Raw genomic sequence first — 17217 nt, forward strand, 5'->3', positions numbered from 1 at the left:
GTGAATTCGGCGCCACACCAGCCTGCCCCGCAGGCACTGTTCCGCGTCCAACGTCCGCGCACTCCCCACGTGCGGCCGTCGCTTATCTTCAATTACTCATTCTTGCCAAGATGATTCAGATCCATGGCGCGAGTCGGCCATCGGCACCAAACGCTCGGTGCCCCGGATGCAGCTCCGATGATGGCCCGGCAATCGAGATGGCCTTTGCGTTCCAGCCGATCGTCGATCAGCGATCGGGCCGCGCCTATGCACACGAAGCACTGGTCCGTGGACCCAACGGAGAGCCTGCCGTATCGGTGTTGAGCCAGGTGGACGACGCAAAGCGCTACCGGTTTGACCAGCGCTGTCGCACCACTGCGATCGAGCAGGCCGCAGCAATCGGGATGGACACGTTCCTCTCCATCAACTTCATGCCGAATGCGGTATACCAACCCGCTGCATGTATCCGCACAACGTTTGAGGCGGCCGAGAAATTTGGCTTTCCGATCAACCGGATCATCTTCGAGACCATCGAGGGCGAAGACATCATCAATCGGCCTCACCTCCTGGAGATCTTCCGCGCGTATCAGTCGTTCGGCTTCCAAACCGCCATTGACGATTTCGGCGCGGGCCACTCGGGGCTGACGCTGCTTGCTGATTTTCAGCCCGACCTGATCAAGCTCGACATGGCGCTTGTCCGAGGCATCGATACGGATCTTGTGCGTCAGCGCATCGTTTGCGGTGTGCTCAATATCTGCAACGACCTCGGGATCCGCGTGATTGCCGAAGGCATTGAAACACTGGGGGAACGCGATTTCCTGGCTGCCGCGGGCATCACGCTCATGCAAGGCTATCTGTTCGCGAAGCCGGCGTTCAAGGCCATGCCATCGATCGCCAACACGCGCTGATTCCGCCACCGATTCCTGCACGGGCTGGGGACCAGCGCGACGCCTATCCACCTTGCGGTCTATCTGCCTGGTTGTCTTGGGGCGGATTCACCTCCATCTTGCCTGACAGTCCAACCGAGCGCGGCAGCGTATGAGCACACCACTATTAACGCTATTCGAGGCAGCCATCACGCAGGCGTGGAACGCCATCGTGATCACCGATGCCGATGTCGGTGCCGGTTGCCGCGTGCAATTTGCCAATCCGGCGTTCCTCGCCATGACGGGCTATTCCCTGGACGAGTTACACGGTCAATCCTTGAGGATCCTGCAGGGACCCAAAACCGATCCGAATGTGATCGATGAACTTCGCCTCTGCCTGAAAGAAGCGCGATTCTTCGAGGGCACGACAACGAACTATCGCAAGGACGGTTCAAGCTACACCGTTCGCTGGAGCATTTCGCCCGTTCGCGATGACAGCGGGCGGGTCACCAATTTCGTCTCGGTGCAGCAGGATATTTCTGCCTACGTGCAGGCGGAACACACGAACAGGCTGCTCGCACGTGCACTGGATGCAACCAGTGACCCGGTCATGCTCACGGACGCAAACGCCCGGATCATCTTCGCGAACACAGCCTTCGCCAAGTCCACGGGCTACACGGTAGACGAGATCCAGGGCAGCACGCCCGCCCTGTTCAAGTCCGGCAAGCACGACGAGACTTTCTACGCGGCCATGCGTCGCTCGCTTGCGAGCGGTCGAGACTTTCGCGCTACCTTCATCAACCGGCGTCGTGACGGCACGCTGTACCACGCAGAACAAAGTATCTCGCCGATCTTCGACGAGAAAGGCTGCATCAGCCACTACGTCAGTGTCAGCAAGGACATCACCAAACGTGTAGAGCGCGAGCAGGCCCTGCTGCGCGCGGCCACCAAGGACAAACTCACCGGCCTGCACAATCGCCACCACGGCGAGAAGGTACTCGCGGAGGCCTACATCACCGCCCGGACGCTGGAGCATCCGCTCACCCTGGTCATGTGCGATATCGACCACTTCAAACAGATCAACGACCGATTCGGCCACCCTACCGGAGACCGCATACTGGTCGAGCTGGCCGGCCTGCTGAAGCAAGCGGTTCGCAGCCGCGACGCCGTGATCCGCTGGGGTGGCGAGGAGTTCATGATCGTGCTCGAAGACTGCGCGCAAAAGGACGCCGTCGACCTCGCCGAGCGTATTCGCGATCGCGTCAACGCCTATGAAGACGCGGAAGTCGGCTCGCTGAGCCTTTCGCTCGGGCTCGCAACGCTGGCGCCGGATGAAGCGATCGACAAGCTCATCTCACGTGCTGACTCGGCGCTTTACGACGCGAAACGTAGCGGACGCAACCGGCTATCCGTTGCAGTGTGATGGGTCCACCCCGCATGCGGCAGGCTGCTGCATCGAGGGCTTGGCTCCCGAGAGGAGCGCGTAGCGTGAGGCCACCCGGACACTGAGCACTCAGTCATCAATTGGCGCGCAGTATCATGGGCTGACCCACCACCAGGGTGTGCGCCCATGTGCTACTCCGCTCAGATCAAGGCCGACTACCAGCGCTTCGTACGCGAATACGGCGCCGTCATGTCGTTCGATGACTTCGCGAAGATGGTGCACGAATACTTCGACAACCCGAAGATGCGCGTGCCCAAGGCCATGACCGCGCCCTTCCTCAAGGCCGCCGAGACCGAGGAAGAACGCCAGATCGCCGAAGTGCTGCGCGCCCGCCTGGCCGCAGACGAGCTCGAGCTCCTGCAGGAGCTCGCCAGGCAGACCGAGCGGCTGGAGAAAGCCCAGCAAGCGCTGGCCACCAAAGCCACCAAGAAGGCCGCAGAAGAGGTGCGCATTGCCACCAACAAGATCGCCTGGGCCAAAGGCAAGCTCGAAGAACTCAAGCGCACCGAACTCACCCCGCGCGACTCGCGCATCTTCCCCGGCTGGTACGCGCCCGTGATGGTCATGGAGAACGGGCGGCGCGTCGTTAAACCGATGCGCTACCAGTGCCGCCCCGCCGGCAAGCCGGCCTTCTACGACACGCAGTTTCCTGGCACCTACAACGCCCGCCGGGACAATCTGCGCGGCTTCTGGAAAGGCCAGTACGGCCACACGCACGGCCTGGTCCTGGTCGACGCGTTCTATGAGAACGTGACCGGGCCAGACGGCAAAAACGTCATCCTCGAATTCAGCCCCGACCCACCGCAGACGCTGCTCGTCGCCTGCGTGTGGTCACACTGGCGCGCGACCAAGCCCGGCGAGAAAGATCTGCTGTCGTTCGCCATCATCACCGATGATCCGCCGCCCGAGATAGCCGAGGCCGGGCACGACCGCTGCCCGGTACCGATCAAGCCGGAGAACATTGATGCGTGGCTGAACCCGCAAGCGCAAGATTTGGCGGCAATGGATAGAATCCTGGATGACTGCCCGATCGCGCGCTACACGCACCGTGTCGAGACGTAGAACATCGCATCCGCACAATCAAACGAAGTCCTTCTGCGATGGCAGAAGAAGACTGCATGCGACGCGGTTCGAAGCGTCAAGCGGGCAGCTTTGCTACACGCTTCATCTCAGGAGTCGGCATGAAATTCTGCACACCCGTTTTCATCACTGCCCTGCTGGTCATGCTCAGTGCGCCCGTACTCGCTGCAACGGGAACCACGACGACGGCACCCCCTCCCCAAGCCCTTCAGGCAAGCCCTGCAACGCCCGCCAGCTGCCCTGCTCTCCTGAACTACACCTTCCCGCGCCTTCAAGACGAAAAGCCCCAGTCGCTATGCCAATACGCGGGGAAAGTTCTGCTCGTCGTCAATACCGCAAGCTACTGCGGATTTACCTACCAGTACAAAGGGCTTGAAGCCCTGCATGAACACTACAAGAACAAAGGGCTCGTTGTCCTTGGATTTCCATCCAACGATTTCTTTCAAGAGAAAAGCAAAAACAAGGATATCGCGGATTTCTGCTACAACACGTATGGCGTCGTCTTTCCGATGTTCGCAAAGACAGCCGTACGCGGCAGCGATGCCAATCCCTTTTACCAGCAACTGGCAAAGCAGACCGGGCACGCTCCGTCCTGGAATTTCAATAAATATTTGATCGACCGATCTGGCCACGTCGTCGCTTACTACTCGAGCATGACCGAACCGTCGGATAAGGATTTTCTGGCCAAGCTCGATCAACTGCTTGCCCAATAGTCGAAAGGGAAAACTGCGCTGGATACTCGCCCGTTTTGGCCAGGTATTCAGCCAGCGTCACCGGCGCCGATTCATGCACAAGGGCAAGGCAGATAGCGCCCCGCCACGCGTGGGGTGCGGTATTCGTCAGTGACGTGCGGTGGGCCAAAGAACATCCGGGGCCTCTCCAAGGGCTTCGGCAATTGCATGGCGAACGCGCCTCGCCCCCTTGCCCGCGATAGAAGAGGAAAGCAGTTGCGGCGTGACCCCAACCAAGCCCAGTTTGTCTGACAGCTCGCGCAACGTCACGTTGCCGAAGCGCTCGTTGAGAAGGTGCCTTACGAGAGGAACGTAACCAGGAAGTTCGCGGGGATCAACCGTCGCCTGCGCCGTTTGGCTCCTTGATTCCCGTTCTTCTGAATGGAGGGATAAGCCGATCCGTTGAGGAAGGCCCTCGTCCGATATGAATCGTCCCAAATTCAACAACGCTTCAGCTATGTTCCGCCCAGTGCTGGAGCACATCGCCTCTGGCGCCACCAACACTGCGAAATAGTGCCCGTTCTCTTGGTACAACTCGACCTTGCAAATCAAATCCATACTGGTATCGGCACCAAATCGAATCAGGCTTTTTTATTATTCTCCGATGTAGAAACCCCGACCTCCCCGCCGCTGCTGACCGCCAAAACCCGCGGCGCAGGTAGCGCCACGGGATTGGAGACAGCCAAAGGCATGAGAACCCCCCCACTCTTCAGATAAGCGTGAATCGTTCTTATCTTGCTTGCATCAACCTTGGGTTGATGCTGACCTGCAAATCAGCGCCGGTGCAACATCGCCAAACCCCGAACCCGAAAGACGTCAAATCCCGTCCACGAATCGGTCCTGGCCTGCGGCGGCTAGATGACTTGCAGGCATCCCCGTTCTTCTTCCCGCTTTGCTCTCGTGGCAATACGCGGGCGCTGAACATTCTTGTCTGGCATGACGCTAACGCGACATGCGCATCCTGACGGTAACAGACGTGGCACGGATTGGCACCCTGCTAATCAGAGGGCAGGTATCTGCCCTGCGGCTGACACTCCGACCGTCCACTCATACCGGGCTGGCCACCTCGCCTGTCGGGCCAACGAATCCGACGGTCGGAAAATGGTGGCAAAATCAAACGACGGCAGGCCCGTGCAAACGTGTGCCATTGCCGACGATTACAGCCATGTCCGATAATGAATATTGAGATATTGGCGGCCGACCATCGATTATCTTGTAGTGCAATCAAAAGCGGGCAGACCATGGAAGTCCTCAATGAAGTGAGCGCGATCGCCTTGGCTGATAGTCTTCCGGACGCTGTCTTCCTGGTGGACGAGGTCGGGCGGATTCGTTACGCGAATTCAGTGTGGGAAGACCTCCTTGGATATCAGCCTTCCTCGCTGGTCGGCCAATTCGTTCTCGAGCTCGTGTCGCCGGACGACCGCGACAGGACGCGAACGGAAGCGGGGCGCGTTCGGGCAGGCGCCAAGCGCACCGGCTTCGAGAATCGATATCGGCACCAGCGTGGCGCCGATGTTCACCTATCGTGGTCGGCGCAGTGGAGCACGGAACATCGGTTGCGCATTGGCGTGGCACGCGATGTCACCGCACTGCGGACGCCGTCCGAGCTTAGCCATCTCGGGCAACTGAAGGCGCATCTGGCACCTCACGAATGCAAGGTGCTGCACCTGTTGTTGACCGAGGCCGCGGAAAAACAGATCGCGGACCAGCTTGGCCTTGCCACTTCGACCACCCACTCTTACATCACCAGCATCTATCGCAAATTCGGCGTGCGTGGCCGCGCGGGGCTGATGAGCCTTTGGCTTCAAGAGATGCTGAAACACTGACGCGATCGGCATGGCTTTGCCAACGCATCGGTATAGATCATCCGATTGTCGTCGGGAAAGGATGCGCCCCGGCTGGAGGCGTTGCCGGGTGTCGCCCGCTTCGAGCGCATCGGCAATCGAGGATTGGCGGCCCATCGTGAGACCTGACGCTCACCGCAACACTGCCGCCCCCCAGAGCCGCCCCTCATAAGGGGAGGCGTCGCTCCGGATGGACTCCAGCCCTGGAGCCCGCAACATGGCGTATGTGACAGGATCTTGTCACAGCTTGCGTGTCATTTGGCGCGGCGGCGAGACAGCTCCCCCGCCGTCTCGCCACGTGCAGCCAGATGGCTGCGTTTATCCCTTCGACTACCGCCTCCATCCAACCGTTGGATTGAGGGCAATCACGCCTGGGGCTTTGCGGGGCGGCCGGTCTTGACCGACTCGACGCTTGCCACTGCCGCGAGCAGCCGCTTTGCGGGGAGCGATCCCAGCAAGGCGAGGCCAGCGCGCAGCAGTTCGCTTTTCTTGACCTTCTGCCCGCCAGCGAGACACCGGTCCTTCAGTTCGGCCAGCTTTCGATAGTCCTCTTCGGGCATCGTGAAACTGTCACGTATGACCTTGGCCTTTTTCGGTTTTTTGTCGGACGAAGCTTCCGGCAGGTTCACCACATCATTGGCGCGCTTCCCCTTCTTTGCGTTCTGCTCGCGTGCGGCAGGCGCTGCCTCCGCCTTTGACGTGCTGGCGTTCGACGCTCGTGCATCCATGCTCCGTGCAGATTTGGTGCGGGCAGCCTTCCTTGCAGCGCTGGTGGACGCGGGCTGATCCGTTGTCGCTTGCTTGGCCATGTCAAGATCCATTTCCCAACTCCTTTTTCTGATCGTCCGGAAAACAGTATATACAGTTTCCGTTGCGCCAGAATCCGGGTACGCCGATCCGACCTCAGTGCGCCAAGGGCCTGCGAAGAACAAACGGCGTGACGCGCGGCTTTTGCGGAATCGGTTGCGTACTACCCGATCTGATCGACATGCGAGAGCGCCATGTCCAAGGCTATAGGTGGAGGCGCCGCAGAGCGGTAATGGCCGCGCGCCGCTTCGCCTTCTTCTCCTTTTTCAGCCACCGCACGAACATCTCGTGGGCTGTCGCGTACTCGGGGCTGACGGGAACACGCGCGAGGTAGCTTGCACCGACAACCACATCGTTCAGTTCTCCGAGGGCGTCCTGAAGCTGTTCAAGCCGCCGAATCCGTTTGATGTCCTTTTTGCCAAGCACCGGCGAGAAGAACTCAAGCAGGTAACGCAGACGCTTGATCTGGATGCGCGTCTGATGCAATTCCTGCAAGCCGCCGCGGGACGCGCGACGAAGCGCCTTGGCGACCCGCCTGGAAGCGTCCGCAATGCTGGCGTGCGCAAGTTTCCCGAGCGTCTCACCGTTCTCCGGCGCCGCCTGGGCCGTCCGCGCCGTCGCTTCGGCGAAGGTGATCATCAGCTTATCCGGCTCAAGGCTGTTGAAGGCGGTGCGGCTTTCGGCCCGGGCACGTTGCCTGAGGTCTTCCAACGCTTCGAGCAGGATCAATGCGGTCGGTTGGCTTGGCGGAACCGCGGCACGCAGCAGCACGTTGATGATGATGTCCCAGTTCCTCGGAGGCCCGATTTGTGCCGCGACATCGCCGAGCCGGTCTCGCCATTCGTCGGCCAGCGCCTTCGATAACGGTTGCCGATAGGCCCATAGCAGCGCCCTCAGCCGGCGGATCGCGACTCTGAGTTGATGGCCGATCTCGGGATCGTTGCTCAGCAGATACTCTGGCGCGCAGCGCTCGAATACCGCGATCTCAGGCGCAGCCAGCCGAGCGAACATCGCGAGGGCCGGTGCATCTGCATGCAAAGGGGAGGATGCGGCGGGATGGGTCATCGTCGTTGCTTACCGAGATCGGCGCACCGTTTGCAGCGAGCGGCTCAATCTCTTAATCGAATCCATGCGGGTGGCTTGCTGCTGCGCGTGCGGCCTCAGGGGCCCATGGCGAGGCGGACTGAAGCCAGATGCATTGGTCACAAGACTGTAAGCCAACTCTAGCCGAGGCCTTGGCATCGGCCTTGACGCCTATCAACCGCGAACACAGGACGGACGCCGAGGACTGCCGCGTCCATCCAGACCGAGCGACCTACGCAGCATGTCTCTCTGCAGCAATCGAGCACTGCTACCAATTCTCTCAAGTGACGCGCAGATCGGCCGATATCAGAACGTCACGGCGAACACCTTGCCACGCCGACGTTGCCATCCAACACGCAATGAAACTGTCGACCAAACTGCCCTTAGCCTTTGGACTCGCTCTGACACTCATATTGTCCGGAGCCATCTACGGCATCGCCTCGCTCAACCACTCCATCGTCGAGTACAACACCACGGTACAGGCTCGCGTGGCCGACGAGCGTGCGGTGACGAACATGCTCGTGACCTTCAAGACGCAGGTGCAGGAATGGAAAGACACGCTCCTGCGCGGTGAGGACCCCGTCAAGCTCGATAAATACTGGGGCGCCTTCCTGAAGGGAGAACAGGATGTGGCTGACCAGGCAAAGGCACTGCAGCACTCGCTGCCGCCCGGCAAGAGTCGAGACCTGATCCAGCAATTTTCCGCAGCCCACATCGCCATGGGCACCGGCTACCGTAAGGGCCACGATATGTTCGTCGCCGCCTCGTTCGATCCCACGGTGGGCGACAAGATCGTGGCAGGCGTGGACCGTGAGCCGGCGCGCCTGCTGGATGAGGCGGCCCAGGAAATTGCAAAGGAAAGCGCGGCCATCTCGGCCAAGACGGCCGAAGCGGCGCATACCGCCCTTCTGGTCAGCTCCGTACTGATGTTCGCAGCGTTCGGACTGGGACTGTCCGGCGCCTTTGTGTTCAGCCGGACCATTACCCGGCCGCTCGCACAGGCGATTGACGTGGCCAGCGCGGTATCCCAGGGCGATCTGGCCCACCCGTTTGAAGCGCGCGGCACTGACGAGATCGGCCAACTGCTCAGCGCCCTGAAGACCATGCAGATCAGTCTCGCCAGCGTGGTGAGCGAAGTGCGCCGCAATGCCGAAGGCGTGGCCGCAGCCAGCTCGCAGATCGCATCGGGCAACCTCAACCTCTCTTCGCGCACCGGAGAGCAAGCGGCCTCACTGGAACAAACCGCCGCCAACATGGGCGAATTGACCTCGACCGTGCGCCGCAATTCGGAGAACGCCGAGCAGGCGTGCACGCTCGCCGGTCACGCTTCGGACACCGCTGCACGCGGCGGCAAGGTGATGAGCGACGTGGTGCAGACCATGCAAGGCATCTCGGAAAGTTCCACCAAGGTGGGCGAGATCATCGGCGTCATTGACAGCATCGCTTTCCAAACCAACATTCTCGCGCTGAACGCCGCGGTTGAGGCCGCTCGCGCCGGTGAGCAAGGCCGGGGCTTTGCCGTAGTAGCCGGTGAAGTGCGAACGCTGGCCCAGCGCAGCGCCTCGGCAGCCAAGGAAATCAAGAGCTTGATCGGCCAATCGACTGAACGTGTGGAAGCCGGCGCACGGCTGGTGCAGGAGGCGGGCGGCATCATCGACGATATCGTCGTCTCGGTGCATCGCATGACCGAGATCGTGGGCGAGATTTCTTCGGCATCCGCAGAGCAAAGCACCGGCATCGAGCAGGTCAACATTGCCGTGGGCCAGATTGAAGACGTCACCCAGCAGAACGCTGCGCTGGTTGAAGAAGCCTCTGCAGCGGCCCGCGCAATGGCCGATCAGGCGGACGCGCTGCGCCGCGCAGTCGCTGTTTTCAGGCTCAGGGGCGCCACGGTGGCTGCCTGACCGACAGGCTACCAGCAACGCAACGAGCCGCTCATGCGCTTGAGGGGCAGGCAGCACCTGTGGCCGGCGCCAGGCAGTCCGTTGCTTGCCGGCACCTTGCGTGCGCAACGGCTGTGAGCATGACGACGCCGCCGTTGATGCTCGCCAGGCACTGCAATCCTCGTGTGCCCCCCGCACCGGCTTCAGCACCTTCCAGACTTGGAGGTTTCCGGTGTCGTTGAATCGACCGTCAAGGCAGCATCGTGCAGATGCATGCCGGATGCTCAATCGCTCAACGGTACGGTTTCCTGGTGTCGGGTCAAGTCGCTGCAAGCGGTGGCGGAAATTCTCTTGAGGCGATGCATCCACGACCCGCAATCTCAGGGCTTTTCGCCCGCCACGGATTCGTTGAACAGGACGCCCGACTTCAACCAGCCGTCCACCGCATCAAACGGCATTGGACGTCCGATGTAGTACCCCTGCCCAAAATCGCAGCCAGCCGTGCGAAGCATCTGCATGCTCTCTTCCGACTCAATACCCTCCGCCGTCACGGAGATGCCCAGACTGTGCGCAAGCGAGATGATGGATAGAACAATGGTCCTCGATGCGTGGCTTTCGGAGAGATCACTCACGAAGGATTGATCGATCTTCAGGTCATCCACCAGCAGCTTCTGCAGGTAAGCGAGAGAGGAATACCCGGTCCCAAAATCATCGATTGCGATCCTGACGCCCAAGCCATGGAGTTCTCCAAGCGCTCGCAGCGTGCGATCGGGATCTGCCATGACAGCGCTTTCCGTCACCTCGAGCTTGAGATGGTTCGTCGGGAAGCGGTGTTTCTCAAGCAAGCTTTCAACACGCGAACTGAAGTTCTGATCCATCAGATTGCGCATCGAAACATTGACGGCAACGAATGTATTGGGCCATCTGTTGATGATGGACTTCAATTGCAAGACTGCTGTTTCGATGACCCAGTCCGTGAGCGGATGGATGAGATCGCTGACTTCAACCATCGGCATGAACTCGCCTGGGCCCACAACCCCGAGTCGCGGATGGTTCCAGCGGATGAGGGCCTCGAAGCCGAAGTGCGGCTGACCCTGGAGCGGAATGATTGGCTGGAGCAGCAGGAAGAACTCCTCTTCCTGCAGCGCCCGCCGCAATTCACTCAGCAAAAACGGGCGTGGCGTTCCGGCATCGACTCTGTCCGTGAGCGTGAATCCATGCCCTTCCTTCTTGGCCACGTACATGGCTGCATCCGCACTGCGCAGGAGGGTGTCCACGTCAACCCCCGCACCCGGATATCGGGCGGCACCGACGCTGCCATTGATCGCCAGGTCGAGCCCCGAGATGCTGAACGGTCGGCGAATGGACTCCATCACCGCCTCGATGCGCGCCACGATTGCAGCACCATGGCCCTCATCGATGACGAAGGCGAATTCGTCTCCTCCCAAACGGCCGACGTCAGCGTTGGGACCCAGCTGGTCCGATAGCCGTTCAGCCACGCCACGAAGGAGCTGATCCCCCGTTGCGTGCCCCAGGGAGTCATTGACCTCCTTGAATCCATCAAGATCCAGGATGGCGATCACGGGGCGGCGCTCGTGGACGTCCGCTCGCTGCAGTCGAGCCTCGAGCGCGGCCACAAAGCTCGGACGGTTCAACAGCCCCGTCAAGTCATCGAATGTTGCGCGACGACGTAGCTCGGCCTGCTGCCTGCGACGCTCTGTCGTATCGATAAAGGTAACGATCGAGCCGGCCACCCGGCCGTCCCGCACGATGGGATACGCCCAGTACTCAACGGGCAAGGACGTACCATCACTCTTCCAGAACACCTCGCTATCGACATGGACATGCGTCCCCGAAGCAATGCTGTTCTGAATCTGGCACGAGGCGAGTTCATAAGGTGAGCCGTCTTCGTGTCTGCCATGTACCAGCGCATGCATCGGCTTGCCGACCATCTCTTTCGCCGAGTAGCCAAGCAGTCGTTCGCAGGCGGCATTTGCGAACGTACAGCATCCGTTCTCATCCAACCCGCAGATGGCTTCGATCGTGGATCCCATCAGCAGTGAGAAGAACTCCTTCTGCTCGCGAATGGTGTGAGTCAGCGCGCTCCGATAAGTCACGTCCGAAATGAGCGTGAGCGTTGCGTGCGTTCCCTGGAAGCGGATCGGGAAATAAGCGACCTCCACCTCCAGCGTGTCTCCTCGCGCATCACGATGCAGCGCTACGCCCTTTGCCGCCACGGGCGGTGCCTCGCCGCCTGCCGAGGTCGGTCCACGCTCGTCGGCCTGGCGGTCTGGCGCATCCAGGTCGCTCACCCGCAAAGCCAGAAACGCCTCACGAGAGAACCCGTAGTGTTGGATGGCGCTATCGTTGACCGCGAGAAACCTTCCGCTCGTTCTTTCCGAAACCCACATCGGATAAGGATTCGTCTCGAAGAGCGAACGGTATTCCGCCTCGGACTGCGCGAGAGCCTCACCCGTCTGGTACCGGTCAATCGCGACTGCGGCGAGCTCCGCTGCCATTCGACTCACAGGAAGTTCGTCCGGCCTTGGCGCTCTTTGCTCGTTGAAATAAAGCGCAAATGAACCGAAGACGCGATCTCCGGTTGAGATGACCGGGTAAGACCAACACGCGCGCAAGCCATGCGCTGTAGCGAGATCGCGAAAATCCGCCCATAAAGGGTCACTTTCGATGTCCTCGGAGACAATGACCCTGCGCTCCGTAATGGCCGTGCCGCAAGAGCCCGCACCGCTCATCGCCCGGGCGCCAATGAGGTTTTTACAGTACGTCTCGGGCAGCTTGGGGGCAATGTAGCGCGTGACATACCGGTCCTCATCGACGAGCAGCAGTGATGCCTGAGCACCGGGCACCTGCTCTTCGGCAAACTCGCAGAGGGAGCGAAGAATGCCGTCGAGCGGCTCGGCTTGCGCGATCCGCCTCAAGAGGTCGACCTGATGTGACTGCCGCTCGATCGAGGACATCCAATCGCGCTCTCGCAGTTCCAACTCCTTCGCCATTTCGCCGAGTTGCACCGCGATCAGCTGGAATTCGCTACCCGAAACTTCATGGGCAACCCGCGTGCGGAAATCGCGCTCTCGCAAGCGCGCGGCGGCGTCAGCGATGCGGCGAATGTTCTTTCCGATCAATGCATTGGTGCCCGTCCACCCAGCGCTGACCGCGAGCGCAATCAAGGCGAGCGCCGCGAGCGCCCGCAGCCATAATTCGCGATACAAGCCGGCGAAAACAATCGACCCATGGGACGTGTAGAGAACAGTGATTGCCGATGGGTCGTCATGGGGGCCCGCTGGCATGGAGCCGAACAGCCGGAAGGGCTCTTTCGCGTCCGCTGCGATGCGAACATCGGTGGAGCGTGCCATGAAGGCTTCGCGCAACGTGGAGCCCTGAAGTGGCTCTCCAACCCGGCCGATCATCGGATCCGAAGCCAACAGAATCAACCCATTCCGATCGAGAACCGCAATGCGCGCCTCGCTGTCGACCGTGTTGGGGCTCTCGCGCTCGAGGGATGACAGCTTCAACGACGCGAAAACGACAGCGAAAGGTCTTCCAGCTTCATCGCGCATTGCCGTGGCGACAGAGACCGCCGGCAGCCCCGTCAGCCTCCCTATCTGATAGTCGCCAACAGCCAAACCGGGGCGCTTCAGAGCACGCTGAAAATAGCTGCGATCGGCAAAATTGGGTGACGTCCCTGTCAATGCGGGGACCCCGCTACACAGCAGGTTCCCGTCCAGGCCGACCACGCCGATATTGGAATAGCGGTCGGCGCGCTGGGCGACAAGTCTATGCAGATACGCATCGCAAAGCGCCCAGTTCCGGTCTTGTATGGCCGGTGTTGCCGAAATGGCGGCAAGCGCCTCGCCCGCCCCAAGAATCTCCGATTGTGCGTACTCTGCAGCGAGCCTGAGAAACTGGTTGGCCTCTACGCGCGCCGCACTGCGCACAAGGTCAGCTTGCTTGTACAGATAATAGCTAGACCCGATGAGCAACGGGAACGCCGCTGTGCATATGACGAGGAAGATTCGCGTATGAAGACTTCTGATTCGTACATAACTCACCACACGCGCCCCCGCTTGCCATGAAAAGACGGCTTGATTCTTGATTTTGTTTTGCTCCATACATTACACAAAGATGGAGCGGCGCGATAGCGCGAACATCTGCGCCTCCTGGATGGGCGCCACACTGAAGCGACACATGTTGGACGATCAGCCGCAACACTTGCACCGTGGTGTCGGCGTCGGCTGCGAGGACTGATGGTTTTCCCGGTGTAACGGTTCGCTACTGGCCATCCATGATGGCCCGGAAGAAAGGATTCGCAGCCAGCAAACGCCCCGGATATGCCGCGCGATCGCTGGCGCATGCATGATCGGCCAACGACGCTTCCGACTACCCGCCGACATCTCGATCGCATCCCGCTTGAGCCGGGTCTGATGCGAGCATGAAAAAACGGGAGCCGCTGCCGGCTCCGGCCAACCCATCAGCGGAGCACAGCAGCCCACGGAACGAAAAAAACGCTCGCGGGGAAGCGAGCGCAAGAGTCAGCCCCTCTGGGGGGTGCGGAGCTAACTGCGGTAATGGATGGATGGCGGAATCGGGCGCGTGAGCAATCAAGCCCGCAAGTCCTGCGCAACGCCAAAGTTCGCCTGATAGTGCAGCGCCATGATCGTCCGCTCGGACAAGCCAAGTCGCGCGATGGCATCTGCGGGACTGCGGTCCAGATCGATGGCTTCAGCAATGCGCAGGATGTCACCGAGTGTTCCGTTGCCTGCCTCGATGGCAGACCGCTGCGCAGCCGGGATCGACCATTGAGAAAGAAACTCGGCACGCGGTTGCCCTGTCAGCACATGCAATAGCGAGTACACCCCCGTCTGATACGCCGCATCGGACATCGAGCGATTGCCCGCCACCACAGCCTCCGACAGCAGCTCCATAAACCGGGCCCGCACAGCCACCATCTGAAACAGCGGGTTCGCTGCAAGATCGACCTCGCAGTCCCCCGCAAACAGCAGAAGCTGCACCCAACGAGAAAGCGCCTTGATTCCCACTCGCATGATCGCCTCAGATACCGTCAACGTCTCGCCGTCTGACTTGCCATAGGCGGCCGACTGCGCAAGCTTCATCAACCGGGTCAACAGAACCGGACTCTTCTTGACCAGCGCCTCCAGCTGGGCAATGGACGGGTCCTGCGCGAGCAGCTTCAACAGGCACAAGAGGGTGCTCGCAGACTTGGGTAACTGCCGCTGGGCCAGCAACTCTGGCCGCGCGAAAAAGAAGCCCTGGAAGAGGTCGAATCCTTGTTGCCGCAACTGCGCATACTGCTCGGGCGTTTCCACCTTTTCGGCCAGGACTTTCCACTGGCTGCGCTTTGCATCGGCCAAGATGCGCTCGATCGCCGGGGCGGGCGTCACGCTGACGTCGACCTTGACCACGTCCACCAGATCCAGCACCTCGCGCGGCACCGACGAGAGATCGACAACGTCGTCCAATGCCAGTGCGTAGCCCTGTTCATGGAGCGCCTTGCACTCCGCGATGGTCGCGGCGTCGAACTCCACCGTTTCGAGCAATTCGAGCGTGAATCGCTCTGGCGCAAGCACGGCAAGCTGCTCGCGGTCGATCCACTGCTGGCAGATGTTGACGAACCCCCCCATCGTTCCCAGGACACGGTCGGCGCCAAACTCGCTGACCGTATTCAGGATGACGTTGGTGGTTGCCCGCACGCCATCGTCAATCGTCGCCGTCACACTGGCGCACTCGCGTCGAAAGAGCAGCTCGTATGCGACCAGCGCGCCGCTGCGGTCAACGATGGGCTGGCGCGCGATCAACGCCTGTCTGGGCTCTGCGTCTATTTGCGCATTCATGAATGTCTCCTGCGCGAACGCCGCTCTCTGTCATGTACAAAGCGGCTGCGTTTGCCAGCCGCTTCAACCTCGCGCTGTTCAAGCTGGCTTGCTGCCGAGCGTAAAGCCAGGGCGTGGTGATCTGACGCTACAAAAGGCCTAGGCAAAAAAAGTTTCGGCGCAACAACGATCGAAATAATGGATCGCAAGCGCAGCGCATTGACGCCGATCCAAGCAATTGACGCGCGATCAGGTGGGGAGTCAGTGCACGCCACAGCACCCGCCTGCCAAGGGCCGCGATCGTTTGCGACCGGGTCCGGGTACGTGCCCGGATCATTTGCGGCCGCCGGGTGGCTCCCTTCGCTCTAAACCTTTGGATCGAGATGGACGGAGATGGGGACTTTCCATTAGCGACGAAGCCCGGCCTCGCGTCTCGCAACGATGTGCAGCGTGGTGCACGTACGGAGCGACTTAAAGATGTGCGCCTCTTGTATGTTTACAGAGGGCTTACAGGCGTCTCTTGTTAGCAACGTCTATTTCTGATCTTCGTATAACTTAAAAGACCCCAATTCGGGGCCGTCCAGCCACGTTCATCGGCTGGCTGGCCATCTGCAAGACCGGCCACTTCATGGCACCACCGCGCATCAACACCGCGCCCGCCGCCGCCCGCACATTGGCCAACCTCGCCCCGAACCGTTACCCCCGCCGACGTCGAGCGCGCGCTGCAGCTGCTCAACAACAAATCTACCGGGCAGCCTCCTACACCGGCATGCTCATCGCCTTACAGGCCCACGGTGCCAAAGAGGTGGTCGTCGTCATCTCAGCCGGCAGCGTCCGGCACAAGCGCGCCCGCGCGCTGACTGACCTTGCGCGGGCGTCGGTGCAGATTTCGGATGGGATTGCGGCGGGGCTGCAGGGATGGTCTTGTCGTCAGACGCGATCGGGTGCGTTCAACGATCCGACCGCTCGACGACGACCTCGCTGATCTGGAGCACCGGCGCGATGTCGGTGTAGTTGGCGATGTCGCCCAGGATCTCCGCGCCGTGTACTTGCATCGCGGCCTGGAAGCCTTCGGCAGAATCACAGATCAACGCGCACATCCCCACGAAGGCGGGCGGTGTACCGGGCGCTCCGCCTGCCAAGCCTTTTTCGACGGTGTAGTACGCACAGGCGCTGCCCAGTCTGGCCTTCACCATCGGCATGTGCCGGTCGCGATAGTAGTCGTGGTCGAAGCGCGCGCCTTCGGTGTACGGGTACATCACGTTGACCTTGATCATGCAGTTCTCCTTGCCATCATTGACGTCGACGTCACCGAGAAAATCTCGTGACTGCCGATGATCATAACCGTCTCGAGTCGACGGGGCATGGGACTTCCGCTCGCTTCCCGTCAGACCAGGCGGACCGCACGGATGACCCTTGCGCGCAACCGTTTTCCCCAGTGCGCTTCACCAGGACGAGGCAGGCGCCTATGACGACACGGTCCGAGACATTCCCCGCGCGCACTCGTGGGGCGATGCCATCGATGACGCGATCCGCAATACGCGCGAAGCCCTCGCGGGTCGTCTGCAAACCCGGACAGCGCATCGCGAAACGTCGACCGACTCCGCGCAAGGTTTTCATGCGCTGCAATCACCATCCACACGCGAGATTT

12 protein-coding genes and 1 pseudogene are annotated in these 17217 nt (G+C 60.8%); 7 read left to right on the forward strand and 6 right to left on the reverse strand.

Going from position 1 to position 17217, the window contains the following annotated elements:
- Positions 1-110: 110 nt before the first annotated feature.
- The 4 genes from R2N03_RS06895 to R2N03_RS06910 all read left to right on the forward strand — a co-directional run bounded on the left by R2N03_RS06895 (position 111) and on the right by R2N03_RS06910 (position 4082).
- The gene (locus R2N03_RS06895; RefSeq protein ID WP_316656732.1) at positions 111-887 is read left to right on the forward strand and encodes an EAL domain-containing protein; all 777 of its coding nucleotides are present in this window, start codon (positions 111-113) and stop codon (positions 885-887) included.
- Positions 888-1017: 130 nt separating this feature from the next.
- Positions 1018-2268 (forward strand): sensor domain-containing diguanylate cyclase, encoded by a 1251-nt coding sequence (locus R2N03_RS06900; RefSeq protein ID WP_316656735.1) that lies wholly within the window; start codon positions 1018-1020, stop codon positions 2266-2268.
- Positions 2269-2415: 147 nt separating this feature from the next.
- Positions 2416-3351, forward strand: a complete 936-nt coding sequence (locus R2N03_RS06905; protein ID WP_316656737.1) for an SOS response-associated peptidase family protein — start codon at positions 2416-2418, stop codon at positions 3349-3351.
- Between the two features lie 119 nt (positions 3352-3470).
- On the forward strand, positions 3471-4082 hold the full coding sequence (locus R2N03_RS06910; protein WP_316656740.1) for a glutathione peroxidase: 612 nt from the start codon (positions 3471-3473) through the stop codon (positions 4080-4082).
- 126 nt (positions 4083-4208) lie between these two features.
- On the opposite strand, the gene R2N03_RS06915 is transcribed toward R2N03_RS06910, so the two are convergent.
- Positions 4209-4658, reverse strand: coding sequence for a hypothetical protein (locus R2N03_RS06915; RefSeq protein ID WP_316656742.1), 450 nt, complete (start codon positions 4656-4658; stop codon positions 4209-4211).
- Between the two features lie 683 nt (positions 4659-5341).
- Between R2N03_RS06915 and R2N03_RS06920 the strand changes: the two genes are divergently transcribed.
- Positions 5342-5926, forward strand: coding sequence for a PAS domain S-box protein (locus tag R2N03_RS06920; RefSeq protein ID WP_316656745.1), 585 nt, complete (start codon positions 5342-5344; stop codon positions 5924-5926).
- A gap of 383 nt (positions 5927-6309) precedes the next feature.
- Here the strand turns inward: R2N03_RS06920 and R2N03_RS06925 are convergent, their stop codons facing one another.
- Complete coding sequence (locus tag R2N03_RS06925; protein ID WP_316656748.1) at positions 6310-6753, reverse strand: hypothetical protein; 444 nt, start codon at positions 6751-6753, stop codon at positions 6310-6312.
- Between the two features lie 202 nt (positions 6754-6955).
- Positions 6956-7816: a CHAD domain-containing protein gene (locus tag R2N03_RS06930; RefSeq protein WP_316656750.1), complete on the reverse strand. Its 861-nt coding sequence runs from the start codon at positions 7814-7816 to the stop codon at positions 6956-6958.
- A 377-nt stretch (positions 7817-8193) separates the two neighbouring features.
- Here R2N03_RS06930 and R2N03_RS06935 point away from each other — a divergent pair, with 377 nt between their 5' ends.
- The gene (locus R2N03_RS06935) at positions 8194-9738 is read left to right on the forward strand and encodes a methyl-accepting chemotaxis protein (RefSeq protein WP_316656752.1); all 1545 of its coding nucleotides are present in this window, start codon (positions 8194-8196) and stop codon (positions 9736-9738) included.
- A 359-nt stretch (positions 9739-10097) separates the two neighbouring features.
- On the opposite strand, the gene R2N03_RS06940 is transcribed toward R2N03_RS06935, so the two are convergent.
- From R2N03_RS06940 to R2N03_RS06950, 3 genes are all read right to left on the reverse strand, one after another.
- On the reverse strand, positions 10098-13847 hold the full coding sequence (locus tag R2N03_RS06940; protein WP_316656754.1) for an EAL domain-containing protein: 3750 nt from the start codon (positions 13845-13847) through the stop codon (positions 10098-10100).
- A 489-nt stretch (positions 13848-14336) separates the two neighbouring features.
- Positions 14337-15587, reverse strand: coding sequence for an EAL and HDOD domain-containing protein (locus R2N03_RS06945; protein ID WP_316656756.1), 1251 nt, complete (start codon positions 15585-15587; stop codon positions 14337-14339).
- A 929-nt stretch (positions 15588-16516) separates the two neighbouring features.
- Entirely contained in the window at positions 16517-16843 is a 327-nt protein-coding gene (locus R2N03_RS06950) for an EthD family reductase (protein WP_316656759.1), read from the reverse strand.
- Positions 16844-16982: 139 nt separating this feature from the next.
- On the opposite strand from R2N03_RS06950, the pseudogene R2N03_RS21010 reads away from it, so the two are divergent.
- Positions 16983-17135: pseudogene (locus R2N03_RS21010) on the forward strand (type II toxin-antitoxin system HicB family antitoxin); the annotation flags it as partial.
- Positions 17136-17217 lie beyond the last annotated feature (82 nt).

The sequence above is a fragment of the Ralstonia condita genome, from assembly GCF_958405655.1.
Taxonomy (GTDB): Bacteria; Pseudomonadota; Gammaproteobacteria; order Burkholderiales; family Burkholderiaceae; genus Ralstonia; species Ralstonia condita.

Bases quoted from the DNA above. Each gene is read 5' to 3' on its own strand.
- R2N03_RS06895 (WP_316656732.1), top strand. From the start codon at position 111: ATGATTCAGATCCATGGCGCGAGTCGGCCATCGGCACCAAACGCTCGG.
- R2N03_RS06900 (WP_316656735.1), top strand. From the start codon at position 1,018: ATGAGCACACCACTATTAACGCTATTCGAGGCAGCCATCACGCAGGCG.
- R2N03_RS06905 (WP_316656737.1), top strand. From the start codon at position 2,416: ATGTGCTACTCCGCTCAGATCAAGGCCGACTACCAGCGCTTCGTACGC.
- R2N03_RS06910 (WP_316656740.1), top strand. From the start codon at position 3,471: ATGAAATTCTGCACACCCGTTTTCATCACTGCCCTGCTGGTCATGCTC.
- R2N03_RS06915 (WP_316656742.1), bottom strand. From the start codon at position 4,658: ATGGATTTGATTTGCAAGGTCGAGTTGTACCAAGAGAACGGGCACTAT.
- R2N03_RS06920 (WP_316656745.1), top strand. From the start codon at position 5,342: ATGGAAGTCCTCAATGAAGTGAGCGCGATCGCCTTGGCTGATAGTCTT.
- R2N03_RS06925 (WP_316656748.1), bottom strand. From the start codon at position 6,753: ATGGCCAAGCAAGCGACAACGGATCAGCCCGCGTCCACCAGCGCTGCA.
- R2N03_RS06930 (WP_316656750.1), bottom strand. From the start codon at position 7,816: ATGACCCATCCCGCCGCATCCTCCCCTTTGCATGCAGATGCACCGGCC.
- R2N03_RS06935 (WP_316656752.1), top strand. From the start codon at position 8,194: ATGAAACTGTCGACCAAACTGCCCTTAGCCTTTGGACTCGCTCTGACA.
- R2N03_RS06940 (WP_316656754.1), bottom strand. From the start codon at position 13,847: ATGGAGCAAAACAAAATCAAGAATCAAGCCGTCTTTTCATGGCAAGCG.
- R2N03_RS06945 (WP_316656756.1), bottom strand. From the start codon at position 15,587: ATGAATGCGCAAATAGACGCAGAGCCCAGACAGGCGTTGATCGCGCGC.
- R2N03_RS06950 (WP_316656759.1), bottom strand. From the start codon at position 16,843: ATGATCAAGGTCAACGTGATGTACCCGTACACCGAAGGCGCGCGCTTC.